This is a genomic window from Adhaeribacter terreus (assembly GCF_042657365.1).
Classification (GTDB): domain Bacteria; phylum Bacteroidota; class Bacteroidia; order Cytophagales; family Hymenobacteraceae; genus Adhaeribacter_A; species Adhaeribacter_A terreus.
Genome location: NZ_JBHSKT010000006.1, coordinates 1 through 21476 on the forward strand (window position 1 = coordinate 1; position 21476 = coordinate 21476).

The window sequence follows — 21476 nt, forward strand, 5'->3', positions numbered from 1 at the left end:
AATCCCGCTTTATTATTAGCAGCTTTTCGTTACCAGATGACCTTTTCAGCATTTCAATTCTTTTCCCTTTCTTCGTTCAGATTGGGAGTGCAAAGATGCAGGCATTTTTTCTTTCTTCCAAATTTTATTTCAAAATTTTTGAAGTTGTTTTTCATATCAGAATATCTACAATTCACTTTTCAGGACTTAACTCCTATCTGGCTGATCTTTAATATTCTTTTACAAATTAAAGCTGCATTTCAATTCCCCTTTATATAGATATTATCTAATTTTTAGGGGCGGTTTTGAGCGACTCTCTTGCCGTATTGCGGTGCAAAGATGGCAGGTTTATTTCTAATCCGCAACCCTGGCTTAAAGATTTCTTTACTTTTGCTTAACCTTTCCGGATAAAGCCATTATTTTCAAGCGATTAAAACGCTATCTTTTTTCCGTTAAAATCCGGCAAGTTCAAATTCACTTTTAAATTTTCGGTTTTTTATAGATCGGAACGGTGCTGCAAGGTTCGCCATACATAATAGAACTGGCCACTGGCAAGAGTTTATCCATGATCTTTACGTAGGCATAAGTCGGAACCGGGATCTGGCCGCAACCTTTAATCACCAGTTTCGCATCGCGGTAATCTTCTGCGTTTATTTTTTCAATGGCATCGTGGAATAACTCCTGTTCCAATGCTTCGAGGTTTCCGAAAACCAGTTTATTTACGTGCGGTTTCAGTTTAGACGCGATCAGCATATAGGCCCAGGTTGGCACAATGGCATCGGCGGAACAGGTAATGGCTACATTTTTACCGGCATACTGGCTCCAGTCGTGCGTTTTTATAAATTCCCGGAAATCCTTTTCGCGCAGCATCAGCCCCATATACAGGTTTTCCTTGATATCATATACCACACGTTCGCCCGGATGGATGAATTCTTCGAGGTTTAGAGTTGTGAGTGCGCTTTGCGAAACGCGGTTTATTAATTCGGTCATGATCTTAATTTTTTGGTTTGGCCGCTGTAATGTGCACTTCTTTCACATAGAACGGTTCGTAATAGGCTACATTTTCGAATTGCGCCGCCTGGTATTTATGCCAGGCAAGTTGCGAAACAGCTTCGGCCGTGGGAATAACATTTTTCAGGAATAAAGCGTTTGCATTTGCCCCAATAATTGTTTCGAATTTGGCTGCCCCGCTTCCGAAGAAAATGACTTTCTGTTGGCTGATCGCTTCCTGGAACGAATTTTCGTCTAATATTTTGGCTTCATCCGTTAAAAGCTCCTGCAGATCGGCATTTAGAAGGGCGGTGTAAACTTCCATGCGGCGGGCATCTATCATGGGGCAGAAAAGGTATTCCGATGGATTGGGCGTGAAACCGATTACCTGCAAAGCCAGGGCATGCAAGGTAGAAACCGCTATAAAAGGAATATCGAGCGCGAAACATAAACCTTTGGCCGTGGAAGTTCCGATGCGCAAACCGGTGTAAGAACCTGGTCCGCCGGAAACGGCAATGGCCGAAAGATCTTTTTCAGTAAAGCCGGTATTTTCGAGCAATTGCTGAATAAGCACGGTTATATGCGAAGAATGCGATTTTTCGAGCCGCAATTCCGAAGTCCCGATCAGGCGGCCGCTCTGCGCCAGGGCAACCGAGCAAACCGTAGACGAAGTTTCCAGCGATAAGATTAAAGCCATACGTTATATTTATGCTGCAAAATTAACCAGAAATCTTCAGAAACAATTTTAATACTGGTTTCCCGAAATATACCAGCAGTTTTTCAGGCTGAAAGCATAGCGTTTTTTTTGATTGTTGATTGTTGATTGATAATTGTTGATTGTTGATTGAGAAGATTCACTTAGCTGTAATGAAGCGGAAAGCTGACCGGTACTTTTTAATGGTAAAACGATAGCGTTTCCAATTCCGGCGCGCTGCGAAATTCAACCTTCCTCCTCTTCTTAAAGCTTTAACTGACTTTTTATGCCCGAAACCCTACCGTTTTCAGCAAAAAAAAGCAGCACCTATTATATATAAGTACTGCTTTTAAAAACGGTAGGGTTTGAGTCCCAAAAAGTCGGGCTATTTTTTAGCGCTGGCTTGCAGCAAACCCTGATATTTCTGCGGATTGTTCAGCACATCAATTGCGGCCAGAATATCTTCGTCATCGTCGAAGGAAGATTCAATGGCGCCTTTCTGGAAATAATAGCGGGCGGCAATTTCCTGCTCCAGCAATTCTTTAATTTCCGGTTTAAAACGCGTTAAGTCGTTGGCTTTATTATGCGAAACTTTTTTGCGCAGTTGCTCAATTTCGGCTTTCACGTCGTCGTAATGCTTTTCGGCCTGGGCTTTTTTCACCAGATCGTCAATGGCCTGTTCCACGCTCGTAGAATACGAAATATCTTTTTTGCCCAGATACGCTACAAATTTCTGATACTCGGCATCCGAAATATTAAATTCTTTGGCCGGCGCAATGGTCGGGTTCTCGGCGCGGAATTTATTGGCGTACTCAAAGAAGTAACCTTTATTGCCCAGCGTTTTCGAAATATCGGCGTATTCTTTTTCCGTTACTTCAATATCAGGCGCAACCCCACCACCATCGTAAACCACGCGGCCTTTAGAAGTTTTGAAAGCTACGCGCAGCGAATCCGGAATTTTGCCTAAGCTGCCATCCTCTTTGCGGTGCGAATAATCTACTTCCTGGATGCAACGGCCCGAAGGAATGTAATATTTGGCAGTAGTAACTTTAAGCTGCGAATTATAAGAAAGCGGACGCGTGGCCTGCACCAGACCTTTACCAAAGGTTCTTTCACCAACCAAAACGGCGCGGTCATAGTCCTGCATTACGCCGGAAACAATTTCGGAAGCAGAAGCGCTGCGGGAACTCGTCAGAATTACCATCGGAATTTGCGTATCCAACGGATCGTCGAGGGCTTTATACACTTTATTCCACTCGGTAACTTTGCCTTTGGTGCTTACAATATCTTTGCCTTTGTCTACAAAAAGGTTCGAAATATTTACGGCTTCGTTCAGCAAACCGCCCGGGTTATCGCGCAGATCGAAGATAATTTTCTTCGCACCGGTTTCTTTCAGTTTCAGCACCGCATTTTTCACTTCACGGCCGGCATCTATGGTAAAACCGGAAAGTTGCAGGTAGCCAATATCGTTGGTAACCATGCCGTAGTAAGGCACATTTTCGATGTGAATTTTATCGCGGGTAACAACTACTTCAAACGGTTTATCTACGCCGTAACGTTTAATATCGAGTTTTACGGTAGTATTCGCCTGGCCTTTCAGCAATTTAGTAACTTCCGAATTATTTTTACTCGTGATGTCTATCCCGTCGATCTTTACAATTTCATCGCCAATCAGTAAACCGGCTTTTTGAGCCGGCATGCCTTCGTAAGGCAATTGCACAATGGTTTTCCCGTCGCGTTTGCCTACCAAAGCGCCAATGCCGCCGTATTGCCCGGTGGTCTGGGTACGAAAATCTTCGATATCGTCTTCGGAAATGTAATTGGTGTACGGATCCAGACTTTTCAGCATGGCATCAATACCGGTTTTCACCAGTTTGCCGGGCGTTACTTCGTCTACGTAATAGGTATTTACTTCTTTAAAAAGCGTAGCAAAAATATCAAGGTTCTTGGCAATATCGAAATAGCGTTCATTTTCGGTCTTGAAAGAAAAAAGACCAAAACCGATCGCACCAACCATGAGGCCGGCAACAGTTTTCTTCAGCATAGTAAAATCGAATTTATCTGGGAAGCAGCGGCCGGAAATCAGCCCTGTTCTTTAACCAAACGAACGAAACCTGAATTTAGTTTTTTTTCGATTACGTTGTATGCTACTTTTTCTTTGCCAATGTAAATAATGCCTAAAACCGCCAGAAAATGCCCGTTTTCAGACATCAGTTTATGTTTATTGAGGCGGTAAGCTTCGCGGATCTGCCGCTTGATCCGGTTACGGTCGTGGGCGCGCTTGAAGTACTTTTTGGAAACGGAAATGAGTACCTGCGGGAATTCGGGCACAGGGTTTTCGGCTTTGAGGATCACAAAGCGGAGCGGATATAAATTAAAAGCAGAACCCTTGGCGAAAAGCTGAGAGATCAGCTTTTTACTGCACAAGCGTTCTGCTTTTGGAAATGATCTATCGTAAGCTTCCGGTGCGAACTGAGTATCTTCGGACTGCATCACGAAGGTTGAACTGCAGAGCAGCTAACCGAATAAATTAAGCTTTGTGACGTTTCTCGTCAGAAACTGTTAATCTTTTTCTGCCTTTTGCACGACGGCTAGCTAAAACACGACGGCCATTTGCTGTTTCCATACGTGAACGGAAACCATGCTTATTTCTTCTTTTTCTCTGTGAAGGTTGGAATGTTCTTTTCATCTCGCACCAAATTTAATTATTTCGGATTGCAAAATTAGAGAATAATTTTCTAAAACCAAATAGAATTTCAAAAAAGTGTCTGGCAACTGATATTGGAATTGTGACTTTTAGAGCCCTAAGGCATAGCGTTTTTAGACCAGTACCGCTTTAGAATTTCCAGATCATGGCTGCCAACAGGCTTAGCACCGTTAAAATTACCCCAATCATGAGCACATCGTAACTAATGCGCAGGAACTTGTATTTGCGCGCCACCGATTGCCCCAACCCATGAAGATCGCGCACCATGGCATGCTGCAGGTCGAGGTTGCTTTCGAGCAGTTTATCCATGGCCGCTTCGTAATCTTCTACTTTCATTTTGTAGAAATTCTCAAAAAAAAGCAGGTTTACGGGCTGGGTCAGAACTTCCTGCATGGTATAAAAACCGCGGGCGTTGTAAGGTCGCGTTGAGATCATGGCCAGGATCATGGTAGCGGTACAGGTAATAATAAGTATTAAGCCGGGCACCAGATAAATTGTGGGCTCATCGAATTTGCGCAGAAAAACGGTAAAGGTAACCGAAATGATCAGGGTGCTGGTACCAATTAATATATTAGCCCGCCGGTCGCCGATGGCTACAAAAGAAACGTGGTTGCGCGAAGCCGTGCGGTACATACTTCTAAGGCTGTTTTCTTTTTTCTTTGCCAGTTTTTTCTCCTTTTTCTTCTCCTTTTTGGCTTTTTTCCTGGTTTTGGCTTCTTCAGATAGTGCCGGAAATTCCTGGTTCGATTCGGTTTCTGCCATAATTTTTAGGGAAATTATTTGAAGTTCAGCACGAAAAAAACGGGAACGCAATTGCACAGACTACGAAGGCCGCCATTATAAGTTAAACCACTCCAGGCCCTAGCTTATTTGCATAAAACCCAAAAAACCGCCATCTTTCCTGCATTCCGTAAAAAACGCTATGTTTTCAGGCGAAAAAAGTATTAACCATGATCCATTACCACGTTTCCTATAACAACCCACTTTCTTATTTTCTGCAGATCGAGATGCGCATTCCGGCGTTGCAGCAACCAGTTTTGCATCTGCAATTACCCGCCTGGCGGCCTGGCCGTTACGAACTGCAGAATTTTGCTCAGAAGATCCGGAAATTTGAAATTTTAGACAATGACAGCCAACCGGTACGCTTCGAAAAAATAACCAAAGACCGTTGGCTTGTTCAAACCGAAAACCTGCAGGAAATTACCGTACGCTACGATTTTTACGCCCACCAGATGGATGCCGGCGGCTCGTGGCTCGACGAAACGCAGCTTTACATAAACCCGGTAAACTGCTTTATGACCGCCGCAGGTTTCGAAAATGAATCTTGCGAATTATTGCTGAATATTCCGGAAAACTGGCAAATTGCCTGCGGCCTGAAAGCTAAAAACCAGAACACACTTTTAGCTGAAAGTTTTGATGAACTGGTAGATTGCCCGCTTTTTGCTTCCGGCACTTTACAGCACGAAACCTATACGGTTCGCGGCATTCCGTTCCACATCTGGATCCAGGGAAACTGCAAACCCGACTGGCCAACTTTACTAGCCGATTTCCGCGACTTTACCGAAGAACAGCTGGCACTCTTCCACGATTTTCCGGTGCAGGATTATCATTTCATGTTCCAGATTCTGCCTTACAAGCATTACCACGGCGTGGAACACAGCAATTCTACGGTTTGCGTACTTGGCCCGGCCGATGCTTTAATGCAACGCAGCACTTACAAAGAACTGCTGGGCGTTAGCTGCCACGAACTTTTTCACACCTGGAACATCAAAAAAATTCGTCCGGCCGAAATGATGCCGTACGATTTCACGCAGGAAAATTATTTCCGCACTGGTTTTGTGGCTGAAGGCATTACGACTTACTACGGCGACTATTTGTTGGGCCGCTCCGGCGTTTTCAGTGCAGCACAATATTTCGATGAACTGAATGGCGTGCTGAAAAAGCATTACGACGATTACGGCCGCCACAATTATTCCGTAGCCGATTCTTCTTTCGATATGTGGCTGGACGGTTACAAACCAGGCATTCCGGACCGCAAGGTTTCCATTTACCACAAAGGTGCGCTGGCAGCTTTAATTTTAGACCTGGAACTGCGCCGCGTAACCAATAACCAATATTCTTTAGACGATGTAATGCGTCACCTCTGGAACGAATTCGGCAAACGCGGCATTGGCTACACCGAACAAGATTACATTTCCATTGTAGACCAGATTGGCGGCATTTCTTTTGAAAAATACTTTAAAGACATTATCTACGGAACCGTTTCGCTGGAAAGCCCTTTAGACAATGCTTTGCGCTTTGTAGGTTGTGAACTCCGCGAAGAACAAAACCCGGTGAGTTACGAACGCAAATTCGGTTTCCGGGCCGTTATGAAAAAAGAATGGCCGAACGTTTCCGCTATCATGCCCGACGCTCCTGCGGCCTTCGTTTTCACCACCGACGATGATATTATTGCTGTAAACGGCCGCCGTGTAGAAAACAACCTGAACGAACTCTTTAAGGATGGAGAAAGCTTTGAAGTAGCCGTTTTCCGGAATTACCAGCTCCGCAGCGTGAAACTGGAAACAACCGGCCGTAACTTTCTGAACAATTATGTAGTAACCAAACGCCCCGATGCCACCGAAGCGGAGAAAGACAATTTCCAGCGCTGGCTGAATCAGCAGTTTTAAAATGAATAAAATGGCAAATACAGATTCAAAAACTTTAAAATTAGGCCATTCCGACGCCATGGGGCCGGAACTTCGGGTGCTGGTAGAAAAGCAATTGCTGGAAGAGCTGAAACATTATAAACTCGATCTTCCAAATTTGAAATTCGACTGGAGCAACAGTTTGGTAGAGGGCCGCTCTGCAAAACATTTAGATGGTATGGTTGAAAATTATTCCGGAATTCTGATTCTGGATGAAAATAACCAGATCGTAGCCGATGGCTGGATGGATTTTATCCTGGAACCCGAATTCTTCCTGGCTTACTGGGATCACATCACTACCCGCGATGGCAAAAAGAAACTCGCCGAAAAGCAAATGCCCGGTATTCCGAAGCATGTCTGGAAACAGATCCCGGAAGCATTAAGAGAAAAGTATAGTGTGAAGCGCGCTTAAAACGCTATGCTTTTAACATAAAAAAGTGGCCCGGAAATAAATCCGGGCCACTTTTTTTCCATAGTGCTTATTTTAACGAATGGAAATATTAGTTATGGGTTTTGTCTGAAGTCGGGTTGCTGCGGGCATTATTGCCTTGTAGCGATTTTCCGCCCGAAACGGAATTATGCGGACCGTTATCGCGGCCGGTCGGGTTACCGCCTTTTGGCAGATTGCGGTTCGGGTTCTGTACCGTAGAGTCCGGACTTTGCATCGTTGGACGATGGTCGCGGGCAGTATCGGTTTTATGTTGATTCAGTTTTTCGTTCTGTTCTTCGTTCGGGATTTTATTAACTGGATTTTTCATAGCAATATTTCTTTTGTGAATAAATGTGATAATTAAAACACATTCATCTTTTACCGGCCCGCAACTTAATTAGTTACAGCCGAAAAGCTTACAAACGAAAAAAGGGAACCATCTGGCTCCCTTTCTTCTGAAAATGCTATGCTTTTAATGCTAAAAACTAAACGGCAGCTTCTACGCTGAAATTTACCAGCTCCACGAACTGCTGTACGCGGGCTTCCACTTCTTCGCCTTCCAGATCCAGCATACGCTCAGTCCCAAATTTCTCTACGCAGAAAGAAGCCATGGCCGAACCGTGAATTACGGCGCGCTTCATATTCTCGAAAGAAATATCGTCTGTGCTCGCTAAGTAACCAATAAAACCACCCGCAAACGTATCGCCGGCGCCGGTTGGGTCGAATACATCTTCCAAAGGCAAAGCCGGTGCGAAGAATACTTTTTCCCCGTGGAACAACAAAGCACCATGTTCGCCTTTTTTAATGATCAGGAATTTCGGACCCATGGCCATGATCTTTTTAGCCGCTTTAACCAGCGAGTATTCGCCGGAAAGCTGACGGGCTTCTTCATCGTTAATAGAAAGCACATCTACCATCGCAATCGTTTCCAGCAATTCGGCGTGCGCAATGTCCATCCAAAAGTTCATGGTATCCATCACGATCAGTTTCGGACGCTTGGTTAAACGCTCGATAACCGTTTTCTGCACCTGCGGCGCCAGATTTCCCAGCATTAAATATTCGCAGTTCTGGTAGCTTTCCGGTACGATCGGGTCGAAAGTCCCCAGCACGTTCAGTTCGGTAACCAGCGTTTCGCGGCTGTTCATGTCGTTGAAATAGCGGCCACTCCAGAAAAACGATTTTTCATCTTCCTTAATTTGAAGGCCATCAGTATTTACACCGCGTTCCTGCAGCATTTTAATGTCTTCCTTCGGGAAATCGCCGCCAACTACTGCAACCAGGTTTACCGGCTTGGTGAAGTAAGATGAGCAAATGGAAATATAAGTAGCCGCGCCACCAATAATTTTATCTGTTTTTCCGAAAGGGGTTTCCAGCGCATCGAACGCAACCGAACCAACAACAAGTAAGCTCATTTCATTTTTAATTAGGAATTAGAAATTAGAGATTAGAAATTATCAGAACTGTTGATCTACCGGCCAGTATTACAAAGACCTCAACATTTCTAATTTCTAATTTTGAATTTCTAATTGGTTAAACAAACTATAAATAAAAAAAGCCCCTGAATTTGTCAAGGGCTTTCATTTTGGGTGACCGATGGGATTCGAACCCACGACTTCCAGAATCACAATCTGGTGCTCTAACCGGCTGAACTACGATCACCGTGTTTAAATTGGTCTGCAAAAGTAAAAAGCAATTTTTAAGGATGCAAGTTTTTTCTTAAAAAAAAGTAGCGCTTTCCGGCAAATTTTCTTCAAATGGCTCAATATGAACGAGTACGTCGTAAACCTGCGGCTTTGCTTCCAGAATGGCATCTTTTACCCGGTGCGCAATATCGTGCCCCTCTCTTACGGTCAGGTCGCCGTTTACAATCACGTGAAGATCAACAAAATACTCGAAACCCATTTTCCGCACCAAACACTTTTCCGTAGCAATAACGCGGTCTACGGTTTCAGCAATTTCTTTCACTTCAGCAGCAAATTCCGAAGGTGGCGCAGCATCCATAATTTCGGTAAAAGCCGGCACAAAAATATGGTACGCATTCAAAACAATTATGCCGGAAGCAATCAAAGCGGCCCAATCATCGGCCGTTTCGTAACCTTCGCCCCCAATTAAAGCAATAGAAATTCCGATAAAAGCCGTTAAAGAAGTAACTGCATCGGCGCGGTGGTGCCAGGCATCAGCTTTTACCGCCGTACTTTCTACTTCCGTACCAACTTTATGCGAATAACGGTACAAGCCTTCTTTTACCACAATAATAATTCCGAGCACAATTAAAGTGAAAGGCGCGGGCGTTTTGTGAGGGGTAAGAATGTGCTCTACGCTTTGAATACTAATAAGAATGGCGGCACCAATCAACGCTACAGCTACCACCACAGCTGCCAACGGTTCGGCCTTTCCGTGCCCGTACGGATGGTCCGCATCCGGTTCTTTAGAAGCTGCTTTTAACCCGATCCAAACAATGAAAGACGTGAGCACATCGGAAGCCGATTCTATAGCATCAGCAATCAGGGCGTAAGAATTTCCCAGAATACCGGCGGCGCCCTTCACCAACACCAGGCCCATATTGGCCAGAATCCCTATCAGGGTAGAACGGAGGCCTTTGGCGGATGGATGCGGAATTTCAGAATTTCGGCGTGATGCGTTCAAAATTTGAGTGATTTACCCCACCTAAATCTTCCCCTAATTCAGGGGAGGATTTTTCTGGTAGTGCTTTTTTGAGTTTTTGTGGTTAAAACGGTACGGTTTTGCGGGGAAAAAGTGGCGGAAATACTGCCGAAATCAGAAAATGTAAATCATCAGATAATGAAGAGACAAGGCAATGCCTTGCCTCTTCGGATGCCCGATAAATAGCAATACCTTGAGGAAAGGTCAAGCCCTGTCCCTACAGAGGCCGGTCAAACAGTAACCGTTCACCGGTTTTGCTTTCGTCAAACCTACCGTTTTCAAACGCTACGTGGCCGGAAACGATGGTGTGCGTAACGCTGGAACGGAACGTTTTTCCTTCGAACGGCGACCAATTGCATTTATAGTAGATATTTTCTTTGCTTACCGTGTACGGTTTATTCAGATCTACCAGCACCAGGTCGGCCCAGTAACCTTCTCTAATAAAACCTCTTTCGCGCACCTGAAAACATTCGGCCGGGGCATGGCTCATTTTCTCTACCATGCGCTCTAAAGAAATCTGGCCATCGTGGTAGAATTCAAGCATCATTTGTAAGCTGTGTTGCACCAACGGCACGCCGCTTGGCGACTTTTTATAGCTGGCCTGTTTTTCTTCCCACAAATGCGGCGCGTGGTCGGTAGCAATAATATCGAGACGGTTATCCAATAATCCCTGGAACAAGGCTTTTTTGTGGCGGGCTTCTTTTACGGCCGGGTTACATTTTATCTGACTGCCAAGTGTAGCGTAATCGCTTTTATCGAACCATAAATGGTGCACACAAACTTCGGCGGTAATGCGTTTTTCTTTTAGCGGAATATCGTTCCTGAAAAGGGCCAGTTCTTCTTCCGTGGAAATGTGCAGAATATGCAGGCGCGTATTGTGCTTTTCGGCCAGTTTCACCGCCATAAAGCTCGATTTAAAACAAGCCGCTACGCTGCGAATTTCCGGGTGACATTCTACCGGTATATCGTCGCCGTATTTCTCTTCGTAGATCTTCAGGTTATCCCGAATGGTTTGTTCGTCTTCGCAGTGCACTGCAATTGGTAAGCGCGCTTTCTGGAAAATTTCTTCCAGCACTTCTACATTATCTACCAGCATGTTGCCGGTGGAAGAACCCATGAAAATTTTGATGCCGCAAACCGTAGCTCCGTTGGTTAGTAAAACCTCGTCGAGGTTATCGTTGGTGGCACCCATGAAGAAAGAATAATTGGCCAGCGAAGTTTCTGCAGCGCGGTTGAATTTTTCTTCGAGCAATTCCTGAGTAGTAGCATTGGGCACCGTATTCGGCATTTCCATGAAGGAAGTAGTGCCACCGGCTACTGCTGCGCGGGCTTCGGAATAAATATCAGCTTTGTGGGTAAGGCCGGGTTCGCGAAAATGTACCTGGTCGTCGATTACACCGGGCAAAAGATGCAAACCTGTGGCATCAATTTTGCTGTCACTTTTTTCAGTTAAATCAATACCGATTTTCTGAATACGGCCATCGGCTATGAATACATCGGATTGAAAAACGCGGCCTTTGTTTACCAGCGTAGCATTTTTGATCAGGATACTTTTCATGCTGCAAAGATACGGAGAAGTGACGGGTTTTAAGATTACAATTCCTTTAATAAGGAATTAAAAAAGCTTTCCCTCAAACACACGCCCGTTTCTCCGAATAATCACAAATCTTTTCTTTCCCTGAACAATGCACCAAAACCAAACATATATTTTATAACATATTGATTATCAATGCTTTGTTAAAAAAATATTTGCTATTTTATTTTGCAATACAAAAAATTGTAGATAAATTTAGAACTACAAAAATCTTTATTTATTTAAATATTTTTACAAAAGCCTCCAATCCTGATTTAACACACTAGCATTAAAAAAAATGCCTCCCCGTCATTGCCAGATTTTATCTGGCCCGGACTTTCTATGTCTAAAATTTATTTTCACCCTTTCTCTCACATTCATGAATTCACATTACCCAAACAACCCTTTAAAGCGCCGCGGGCTATGGCTTTTTGCGCTCCTTTTATTTATTCCTGGCATAATACAGGCACAAGTTACCGTAAATGCAAGCGGAGGTTCTTCCGGCACAGCTTACACAAACCTGAATTCGGCATTTACAGCAATTAATTCTGGTACGCATACCGGCATTATTACCATTGCTATCAGCGGTAATACAACAGAACCAACCACCCCGGTTCCATTAAATGCCAGTGGCCAGGGCACAACTAATTATTCTTCTATTACTATTAAGCCTACTGCCACAGCCACTATTTCCGGAAATATGGCACTAGGCCGGGGTGTAATTGAATTATTAGGTTCTGATTTTGTAACGATAGATGGTAGCATTACCAGCGGTGGAACAAGCCGGGATCTGACTATTCAGAATACGAATAATGCAGTAACGTATAGTGCGGTTATCAGGCTTATTGGAGCAAGTAGCACTTTTGCAGGAGCTACCAACAACACTATTAAGAACTGTAAGATCATCGGAGCTTCAGCAACCGTAGCCGGTGCTTATGGCATTCACGCCGGGTCTTCTGCAGTTACTGCTATTTCTTCGACATCAGGCTCAGGCTATAATTTTGACCAGTTTACGGTAGAAAACAATGAAATCAGCACCGCGGGCGTCGGAATTTTAGTGCGCAACATTTTAGCTTCCGCCACTTCCGATAAACTTTTTATCCATAAAAATGATATCCATAATATTCTGACTACCGGTATTCAACTTTCTAAAACAGTTGGCGGAGCAGAGGCGGCGCTTATTTCGGAAAACACTATTTATGATTTCAAAGCTACTACCGCTGCCAACACAACTGATATTCAAGGCATTTGGGTAGAAGCTGATGTGATCGATGCAACTTTTTCAAGAAACAAGATATATGGCATCTACAATTATGGTTCCGGCGGTGAAGGCGCTTTTGGTATTCACATTAACGGTTCCAACTCCAACAACCTGAATATTCAAAATAACCTGATCTATGACCTGCGTACTGTTTCTGCTAATTCAGGCAGCACACAGGTTTCAGACGGCGCATTTGGTATCCGGATAGATGGTTCCAATACCGGCCACAATATCTATTACAATTCTATCCACCTTTTCGGAGCTCCTTTAGACAATACTGCCGGTGGCATTAACACGGCAGCTTTACATGTTAACTCAAGCAGTAATACCAACTTAGATATCCGGAACAATATTTTCTCGAACCAGATGAGCAAAGGAAGCGCCAACGCTGCGGTTTTCGCGGCAGTTTCTTTTTCAGCTTCCTATAATTACAGCACCTTAACCATGAACAATAATGGTTATTTTGTTGGTGCTACCGCAGATCATTGTGTTGGCCGCCAAACTACCAGTGCTACTTATTACCAAACTGTAGCCGACTGGAAAACCGTTACCCAGGCCAGCACCGCCAGCCCAACTAACGATAATGCTTCCGTTCCGCTGGTAAATAGCGCCGCACCTTTCACTTCCGATCTGGATCTGACCATTCCGGCCAATACTGTTACTGCTTTAGAATCAGGCGCGACCACTTTACCGGTAACTACAGATTTCACCGGAAATTCCCGCCCAAGAACGTTTGTGCCACAGGCTAGCGGTGCAAACAGCAATCCGGATATTGGTGCTTATGAATTTAATGGTGGCTTAGGAGATTTTGCGGTGCCTGCAATTTCGGCTATAACCAAAGTAATACCTTCCTGCACTTCGCAGTCGCATACCATAAGCGCCACTATTACCGATGCTTCCGGAGTTGCTACTGTCATAATTGAATGGAGCCTGAACGGCGTTACTCAGGCAGCAATTGCGATGACCAAACAAGGCGCTACCGATGAATGGCTTGGCACCATACCGGCTCAAAGCTCCAATCTGGTAGAATACAATATTAAAGCAACTGATAATAGCTCTTCTTCCAATGTTGCTACATCCGGCTCGCAGCTTTACCGCGATAATTACCTCACTTTAAATGCCGGTCCGGATATAAATTCCACCATTAACTCGGGCGCGGTTTTAACGGCTGAAAGCTTTAACTATGGCGGACATATCAAGATCACGGAGGTATTGCAATATAAAGGCACTGCCGGCGCTGAAGTAGTTTATGCCGGGTTTATTCCTACCACCGATAACGAATTTGTAGAGATCAGCAATACGGGCAACCTGACCGTAGATGTTTCGGGTTATATCATGCAAATGGTTGGTACAATTTCAAGCACTTTTGTTGTGCCAAACGGTACCGTTTTAGAGCCCGGCCAGGTACTTACGCTCGCTACTGTAGGCTCCGCCAACGACCCGGCAAACCGTTTCTTCGGCATGAATGCAGCTGCCAGCACCCAGACTTCCAGCGTACCCTGGGGTTATGTATTGAAAAACAACAGCGGCAAAGTAATAGATGTTTTAGGAACGAACAGCGTATCATTCAGCGCATTACAGGCTATTGGGGTTTCTGCAGCCGACTGGTCAACGAGTAGCGGCACATTCCTGTTCGTAGCATCGAGCCGGGTTGGGGTTCAGCGTCAGAAAGATGCCAATAACAGAGCTATGGATACCAATACTGAAAACGACTGGGTAGTATCTACAACGGCCGGCCCCCAAATTAATCTGGGTATTTACAACAATTATGTTCCTACCGAAACAACCGCAATAACCTGGACGAACGGCACTAACGGCAACTTAACCAGTCCTTTAACCGGCAAATCTGTTACAACGCCAAATTTTGCAGCCGGCGGAACGTATAACTTTATCGCGACCATTAATGACGGAACCTGCTCTTATCAAGATGAAGTAACTGTAACCGTAACAGCCCCGGTATTACCGGTTGCAGAATTCACAGCAACTCCTACCACGGTTACTACTACACAAATCGTTGCATTCACCGATCAATCTACCAATATTCCGGGTAGCTGGAACTGGACCTTTATCGGCCCTGGCACCGTTACTTACCAGAACGGCACCAGTGCAACTTCGCAAAATCCGGAAGTAAAATTCAATGCTGCCGGAGTTTACACCGTTACACTTGATGCTACTAACGGCGCAGGCACCAGCACAAAAACCAGAACCGATTATATAACTGTTTACTGGGGCTATTGTGAACCACTGCAGTCTAATTGCGGCTCTAACTATATTAACAGCGTTGTATTAAATACTTTGGTGAACAACAACTCGAATTGCTCAAATACCAGCGCGCTTGGGGCATATTCTAACTACCTGCCAACGGCGTACACCACTTCACTCATGATCGGCAACAACTACAGCTTAAATGTAACGCCGATCAGCTCTTCCACCAGCAACGTTGCCGCCTGGATCGATTTCAACAATAATGGCGTTTTTGAAACTACAGAATTCTTAGGCGTTAAAACCAGCGTAACCAGCAATACACAAACAAGTTTTGCCATTGCGGTGCCGCTTACTGCTACAACTGGCAAAGTTGGCCTGCGCATACGGCAAATGGGTACTTCTATTGCTGCTGCAGATGCATGTAAAACATTTACTTCACTTGCCGGCGAAACCGAAGATTACGTAATAACTATTCAGGCCAGAGCATCGGTAGATGCGGGCATAGGTAACCTGATAGCGCCACTAAATAACACCTGCGCGAACACCAACCAACCAGTAGTTGTAAGGCTTTATAATAAAGGAACTGCAGCCATTACCAATATACCGGTAGCGGTAAATATTACGGGTGCAGCTTCTACTACAATTTCAGGTACATATTCAGGCACCATTCAGGTGGGCGATAGCATTGACTTTACTGTAGGAAACTTAATTACTTCGACAGGCGGCATTTTTAACTTCAGCGCTTCTACAAACATTGCCGGCGACGGAGATGCAAGCAATGATGACATGCCAACGATCAGCCGGAATATTAACGTGCAACCAAGCGCTCCTGCCACCACCGATGCTTCATTCTGCACAGGTTCAGCGGCTATATTAACAGCTTCAGGAACAGGTACGCTACGCTGGTACGATCAGGCTACCGGCGGTACCTTACTGGCTTCCGGAACTTCCTTTACCACTCCGGTTCTTTCTGCAACTACCAGCTACTATGTTGAAGCTGCCGGAAACCCAACCGATAAAGCTGGTCTGACTGCAACAACTACTGCGTCCGGTAGTTATGCAACGAGCACCGCCGGTTATGGCTTGAATTTCACCGCTAACCAGGATATTATTCTGAAAGGCGTTCATGTTTACGTAAGAACAGCCGGCAGCCCGGTAATTATTCAGCTGCGCGATAATGCGGGCACCGTTTTAAAAACAGCCGCAACGGTTACAGTGGCAAATCTTGGTGTGAAAACTTACATTCCATTAGATTTCGCCATTCCGGCAGGAACTTACCGCCTGACCTCCGGCAACACCACCACCATTGCCCAGGATTATTCTACGACCAACACCGCGGTTAAATACCCGTTCAATTCTTCTAATAATGAAGTAACCATTACCAGCGGCCGCAGCAGCACGAATACAACCACCGCTTATTATGGCTTCTACGATTGGGATATTTTAGTGAATGGTTGCCCAAGCACCAGAACGTTGGTAACCGCTACCATGGGTGAAGGCGGCCAATGGACCGGAACAACTTCTAACGATTGGAACGTGGGCTCTAACTGGTGCAGCGGCACGGTACCAACTGCCACTACCGATGTAACCTTACCGGCAGGCCTCACTACTTATCCGCAAATAACTTCCGGAACGGCGCAGGTGAAGAACTTTACCATTGCTTCCGGCGCTACTTTCACCATGAATGGCGGCACCCTGCAACTTTCCGGCGATCTGACCAATAGCGGAACATATACGCAAACTACCGGTTTACTGGAACTTACAGGTACTGGCAGCCAGCAAATAAACGGCATTGCCTTGGCTAACCTTACCATAAACGGCGGCGGCACGAAAACACTGGGTGGCAACGTAACGGTAAATGGCGCAGTAACCATGACTTCCGGAATCCTGAACACCGGTACTTTCAAACTTATTCTGGGTGCTACCGCTACTATTTCAGAAACCAATACCAGCTACGTAATTGGCGAAGTTGAAACGGTACGTAATCTGAATACTGCTTCTACGGTAACTTTCGGTGGCATGGGAATAGAATTAACTCCTGCTTCCGGATCTGTGATGCCGGGCAATACAACGGTTCGTCGGGTTACCGGAACGCAAATGAACGGCGGCGGCCCAGGCTATAGCATTCCGCGTTATTTCGATATTCAGAGTGCCGTAAATTCTGGCCTGAATGTAAACATGCTGTTCCGTTACCTGGACCATGAAGTTGCGGCTTACAATGAAGCAACGCTGGCCTTGTTCCGCTCACCAGACCAGGGCACTACCTGGAATGCTCAGACAGCAAGTGTAGCAGACCCGGCCAGTAATACCGTTACCCTGGCAGGCGTTTCCGGATTCTCTTTGTGGACAGCCGGCGATATAAACAATCCGCTTCCGGTTGAACTGGTTGCTTTCAATGCGATTAAAAAAGGAAACGATGCTTTCTTAACCTGGACAACTGCTTCTGAATACAACAGCAAAGGTTTTGATATAGAAGTAAGCACCAACAGCCACGATTTCCGGAAAATTGGTTTTGCAGAAAGCCGCAACGGCAATACGCTGCAGCAATACACCTTTACGGATATTGAAAAAGGCAAAAACGGCACGCGCTACTACCGCCTGAAACAAACCGACTTCGATGGCGCCGTTTCTTATTCGCCGATCAAAGCTGTTGCTTTCAACACGGTTGCCACGCAGGTAAATGTTTACCCGAATCCGTTCAGCGCTGATTTAAACGTAACGGTTGAAAGTGCGATAGCGGCAGAAATTCCGGTAGTTATTACCGATCTGACTGGCAAAACGGTATGGGAAAAGGCTGTAAAAGTAGAGAAAGGCGCAAACCTGTTAAAGCTCGATCCGGCTAATAATTTACCTTCCGGTGTTTACTTGCTGCAAATGCAGATCGGTTCGGAACGTTTCACAACCAAACTGATCAAGCAGTAAAAAATGCTATGGTTTTGGACAAAAAAAGGGAAGCAAATGCTTCCCTTTTTTTGTTTTATCAGAGTACAGCTTTCGGGAAAACGGTAGGGTTTTGCACATAAAAACTCATCGGGCAGTTACTTTTCGAACCGAAAACCATAGCGTTTTTTTGCCGGTTATTCTACAACAAAGCCATCCGCCGTTTTTTCCGTACCTTTGCAAATTATTTGATATTAATTACCTGAACTGCCATGACCGAAGAAGCGAAAGACCAGCACGAAGAAACCCACCACGAACCTGCCCAAAATCCGGAGCCTTCGGACGTGAACGCAACCGAAAACGAGACTGAAGAAACCACCGAGCCGGAAATTACTTTCGCCGATTTTAAGCTGAACCGCCAGTTGCTGAATGCTATTGCCGACGCCGGTTTTACCAAACCAACACCGGTGCAGGAAAAAACCATCCCGCTTATTACGGCCGGCCACGATGTGATGGGCATTGCGCAAACCGGAACGGGTAAAACGGCCGCTTTCGTGCTGCCTATCTTAATGAAAGTAAAATACGCACAGGGCACGAATCCGAGAGCTCTAATTGTGGTACCAACCCGCGAACTGGGTATGCAGATCGAGGACCATATTCAGCAACTTGCCAAATATACAGATATCCGTTTCTTTGCAATCTACGGTGGTTTAGGTCCGAAAAGCCAAATCGAACAGATTGAGAAAGGCGTGGATATTTTAATTGCGACACCGGGACGTTTGATGGAGCTTTACCTGAAAGGCGCTTTAATTCTGAAAGAACTGAAAACGCTGGTGCTGGACGAAGCCGATAAAATGATGGACATGGGCTTTATGCCGCAGATTCGGGCTTTGCTGGAAGTTATTCCGCGGAAACGCCAGAACCTGCTTTTTTCGGCTACCATGAGTCCAAGAATTGAGAAACTTTCTGAAGAATTTCTGGAGTTTCCGATGAAGGTGGAAATTACCCGCCAAGCTACGCCGGTAGATACGGTTACGCAGGTTTTGTACCACGTACCTAATTTACCGACCAAAATTAACCTGTTGGAATACCTGGTGCGCGACGAAGAGAAATTTAACCGCGTAATGATCTTCTGCCGCAGCAAAGCCACCGCCGAAAACGTTTCGAAATTCCTGATCCGAAAAGTGAACGGCGAAACGCGCGTACTGCACGGCAATAAAGGCCAGAATACCCGCATCAACGCCATCGAAGATTTCCGGAATGGCGATATTCGTTTTTTAGTAGCTACCGATGTGGCGGCCCGCGGCATTGATGTGAGTTTGGTAAGCCACGTAATTAATTTCGATGTGCCGGCCATTTACGAAGATTACGTGCACCGCATTGGCCGCACCGGCCGCGCTTTCAATGAAGGCCACGCCATTACCTTTGCGAATGAAGCTGAACGGGCCAGCATTGGCGAAATCGAAAAACTAATGCACATGCAGATTCCGGTGGAAGAAATGCCGGAAGAAGTGAAGATCGAGAAAACCGGTTTCGACGAACAGCAGAAAATTGCCAAAGACCTGGATACCCAGAAACGCAAACTGGACCCGGATTTTAAAGGCGCGTTCCACGAGAAAAAACAATACCTCCGCGAAGGCGTGATCGATAAACGAACCGGGAAGCCTTTTGTAGAAAAGAAACCGACGAAAATCAGAGGTTTCAGACGGAATAAGTCGTGACCCCACCCAACCCTCCCCTAATTCAGGGGAGGGCTTTTTTTGGTATATTGGGAAGTTAAATATTTAGCTTCCTTTTAATTTTGACTCAAACCTCTATATTCAAAATGAATATTTCTTCAAAAATAATATTCTATGGCAGCTCCTTAATTTTAGTCATTTTATCTGTAGCTGGTATTGACAAAAAGATACGAGATAATAAGATTCTGTTAAAATTAAGTTTAGTAACTTTTCTCTTCGGGTCAATGAGCTTTCTGATAAAAAATGAAGAAACAGCTGACGTGATTAGCTTCATGTTCGGCCCTTTCATATATATAATTTCCTATAGTTTATTTAGGCAGTTATATAAAGGCATTTACGATGTTGAACCAACCTACACGTGGTTAACGGCTTATGACTGGGAAGAATTGCGCCAGGTGAACGTATTTGATAAATTAGTTCATGTTCTTCCACTTTTATTAGGATTCTTTCTTCCACTCTTTATTGGGTAGCCTGGAAACTATAATGCTGAAATACCTCTCAAGCCCCAAAATCCTATCCTTTCCCCGCACAAAAGTCGCAATAACGTGCGGACAGGTCAAGCCCTGCCCCTACAGTAGAAAACATCTAACACAAAAATAATTAACCCTTGCAAAACAACAGACAAACCATAACTTTACCTTTCTGTTAAAACACTTAATTTAACGGGAAATAAAAATGAGAAAACCAGGAAATTTAGCTTTATTTCTTTTAGTAATATTTTTCAACACGCTGATCCTTACATCATGTAAAGATAAAAGGGAACCAGAACCAACCGGCAACATAAGAGCATCAGTCTCATATTCGCCAGAGCAGGACACCATACCATGTCTGAAACATTACATACCCAACGGCCTTAAAATTGAACTTATCAGGAAAGACAATAATAGCATTTTAGATATTCGGTCAATCGGTCAAAATGCGAACCTGGATTTTGGTCAACATCCGCATGGGAATTATCAGCTGAAAGTAACCGGAGCTATAAGGGAAGGTAATACCTGCACCGGTGAAGATCGATCCCATAGCCTGATCGATACTTTGCAGTCATTTACTTTAGAAGCACCCTCCAAATCTGTAACCTTCAAGATTACCCAATAGATAAAGAAGGTTCCTGCCGCCATAAATTTACAGCTTGTATTTCTTCCTGAAAAAATCAACAATACAAAGAACAAGCTGCAAACTAATGTCCTGCAAATCATTAAATCCTGAAAATCCTGATCTACTTGCCAATAAACGGCAGATCCATGTGCCTTAAATGAAGGAGGGCGAAGGTGAAAACGGTTCCCCAGAGCACGGCGCTCCAGAGCATGTGCAGCAGAATTTGTCCGCGTTTGGCGCCTAAAACCGTGGCAATAATGGTCCCGATGATGGGGCTGAGCAACACCGGCGTAAGAAAAGCAATGCCGCCCATCCCGAATTTCTGCCACACTTTTACAATGCGGCGGCTTTTTTTATTGAAGATCGGTTTCTTTTTCCGGATGCGCTCGCGGGCGTAATATTTCGAAACGGCAGTACCAATAATGCTGAAAAGCGTAACGCTCGTCATCATGCCGCCCACGGTCAGCCCGAAGGTTTGCCAGAAGTTCAGGCCCAAAGCCGCACCTGTAAGTGGACCGCCAAAAAACTTGACCATGCTGAGCAAAAAAACGGAAAGATATTTGGCAACTGTT

General features: G+C 45.0%; 18 protein-coding genes and 1 tRNA gene. 7 read left to right on the plus strand and 12 right to left on the minus strand.

Features of this window, described 5'->3' with window-relative positions:
- Window positions 1-212: hypothetical protein (locus ACFPIB_RS10925; RefSeq protein ID WP_378017494.1), on the plus strand; the 212-nt coding region annotated here is incomplete at its 5' end.
- A gap of 247 nt (window positions 213-459) precedes the next feature.
- Here ACFPIB_RS10925 and ACFPIB_RS10930 read toward each other — a convergent pair.
- The 6 genes from ACFPIB_RS10930 to ACFPIB_RS10955 all read right to left on the minus strand — a co-directional run bounded on the left by ACFPIB_RS10930 (window position 460) and on the right by ACFPIB_RS10955 (window position 5132).
- Entirely contained in the window at window positions 460-969 is a 510-nt protein-coding gene (locus tag ACFPIB_RS10930) for a DUF2480 family protein (RefSeq protein WP_378017495.1), read from the minus strand.
- A gap of 4 nt (window positions 970-973) precedes the next feature.
- A complete protein-coding gene (tsaB, locus tag ACFPIB_RS10935) occupies window positions 974-1666 on the minus strand; it encodes a tRNA (adenosine(37)-N6)-threonylcarbamoyltransferase complex dimerization subunit type 1 TsaB (RefSeq protein ID WP_378017496.1) in 693 nt (230 codons plus the stop codon).
- Window positions 1667-2048: 382 nt separating this feature from the next.
- Window positions 2049-3707, minus strand: a complete 1659-nt coding sequence (locus ACFPIB_RS10940) for a S41 family peptidase (protein ID WP_378017497.1) — start codon at window positions 3705-3707, stop codon at window positions 2049-2051.
- Between the two features lie 38 nt (window positions 3708-3745).
- The gene (gene rnpA / locus ACFPIB_RS10945; RefSeq protein ID WP_378017498.1) at window positions 3746-4156 is read right to left on the minus strand and encodes a ribonuclease P protein component; all 411 of its coding nucleotides are present in this window, start codon (window positions 4154-4156) and stop codon (window positions 3746-3748) included.
- 37 nt (window positions 4157-4193) lie between these two features.
- Window positions 4194-4352, minus strand: coding sequence for a 50S ribosomal protein L34 (gene rpmH / locus ACFPIB_RS10950; RefSeq protein WP_242929398.1), 159 nt, complete (start codon window positions 4350-4352; stop codon window positions 4194-4196).
- A 147-nt stretch (window positions 4353-4499) separates the two neighbouring features.
- Window positions 4500-5132, minus strand: coding sequence for a Pycsar system effector family protein (locus tag ACFPIB_RS10955; RefSeq protein WP_378017499.1), 633 nt, complete (start codon window positions 5130-5132; stop codon window positions 4500-4502).
- Window positions 5133-5320: 188 nt separating this feature from the next.
- Between ACFPIB_RS10955 and ACFPIB_RS10960 the strand changes: the two genes are divergently transcribed.
- Together ACFPIB_RS10960 and ACFPIB_RS10965 are read left to right on the plus strand one after the other, a co-directional pair.
- A complete protein-coding gene (locus ACFPIB_RS10960; protein ID WP_378017500.1) occupies window positions 5321-7039 on the plus strand; it encodes a M61 family metallopeptidase in 1719 nt (572 codons plus the stop codon).
- Between the two features lie 10 nt (window positions 7040-7049).
- Entirely contained in the window at window positions 7050-7469 is a 420-nt protein-coding gene (locus ACFPIB_RS10965; RefSeq protein WP_378017501.1) for a hypothetical protein, read from the plus strand.
- Window positions 7470-7557: 88 nt separating this feature from the next.
- Here ACFPIB_RS10965 and ACFPIB_RS10970 read toward each other — a convergent pair whose 3' ends face one another.
- The 5 genes from ACFPIB_RS10970 to ACFPIB_RS10990 all read right to left on the minus strand — a co-directional run bounded on the left by ACFPIB_RS10970 (window position 7558) and on the right by ACFPIB_RS10990 (window position 11709).
- A complete protein-coding gene (locus tag ACFPIB_RS10970; RefSeq protein WP_378017502.1) occupies window positions 7558-7815 on the minus strand; it encodes a hypothetical protein in 258 nt (85 codons plus the stop codon).
- Window positions 7816-7972: 157 nt separating this feature from the next.
- A complete protein-coding gene (locus ACFPIB_RS10975; RefSeq protein WP_378017503.1) occupies window positions 7973-8899 on the minus strand; it encodes a PfkB family carbohydrate kinase in 927 nt (308 codons plus the stop codon).
- 173 nt (window positions 8900-9072) lie between these two features.
- Window positions 9073-9146: transfer RNA gene (locus ACFPIB_RS10980), tRNA-His, on the minus strand.
- Between the two features lie 57 nt (window positions 9147-9203).
- Complete coding sequence (locus ACFPIB_RS10985) at window positions 9204-10133, minus strand: cation diffusion facilitator family transporter (protein WP_378017504.1); 930 nt, start codon at window positions 10131-10133, stop codon at window positions 9204-9206.
- A 235-nt stretch (window positions 10134-10368) separates the two neighbouring features.
- On the minus strand, window positions 10369-11709 hold the full coding sequence (locus tag ACFPIB_RS10990; RefSeq protein WP_378017505.1) for a dihydroorotase: 1341 nt from the start codon (window positions 11707-11709) through the stop codon (window positions 10369-10371).
- A 394-nt stretch (window positions 11710-12103) separates the two neighbouring features.
- Between ACFPIB_RS10990 and ACFPIB_RS10995 the strand changes: the two genes are divergently transcribed.
- The 4 genes from ACFPIB_RS10995 to ACFPIB_RS11010 all read left to right on the plus strand — a co-directional run bounded on the left by ACFPIB_RS10995 (window position 12104) and on the right by ACFPIB_RS11010 (window position 20904).
- Window positions 12104-18112 carry a T9SS type A sorting domain-containing protein gene (locus ACFPIB_RS10995; protein ID WP_378017506.1) on the plus strand — a complete coding sequence of 2003 codons (6009 nt, stop codon included), beginning with the start codon at window positions 12104-12106 and terminating at the stop codon, window positions 18110-18112.
- 230 nt (window positions 18113-18342) lie between these two features.
- The gene (locus ACFPIB_RS11000; protein ID WP_378017507.1) at window positions 18343-19791 is read left to right on the plus strand and encodes a DEAD/DEAH box helicase; all 1449 of its coding nucleotides are present in this window, start codon (window positions 18343-18345) and stop codon (window positions 19789-19791) included.
- Window positions 19792-19895: 104 nt separating this feature from the next.
- Window positions 19896-20279, plus strand: coding sequence for a hypothetical protein (locus ACFPIB_RS11005; RefSeq protein WP_378017508.1), 384 nt, complete (start codon window positions 19896-19898; stop codon window positions 20277-20279).
- A gap of 205 nt (window positions 20280-20484) precedes the next feature.
- On the plus strand, window positions 20485-20904 hold the full coding sequence (locus ACFPIB_RS11010; protein WP_378017509.1) for a hypothetical protein: 420 nt from the start codon (window positions 20485-20487) through the stop codon (window positions 20902-20904).
- A gap of 121 nt (window positions 20905-21025) precedes the next feature.
- Here the strand turns inward: ACFPIB_RS11010 and ACFPIB_RS11015 are convergent, their stop codons facing one another.
- Window positions 21026-21439, minus strand: a complete 414-nt coding sequence (locus tag ACFPIB_RS11015; RefSeq protein ID WP_378017510.1) for a hypothetical protein — start codon at window positions 21437-21439, stop codon at window positions 21026-21028.
- Window positions 21440-21476: the final 37 nt, after the last annotated feature.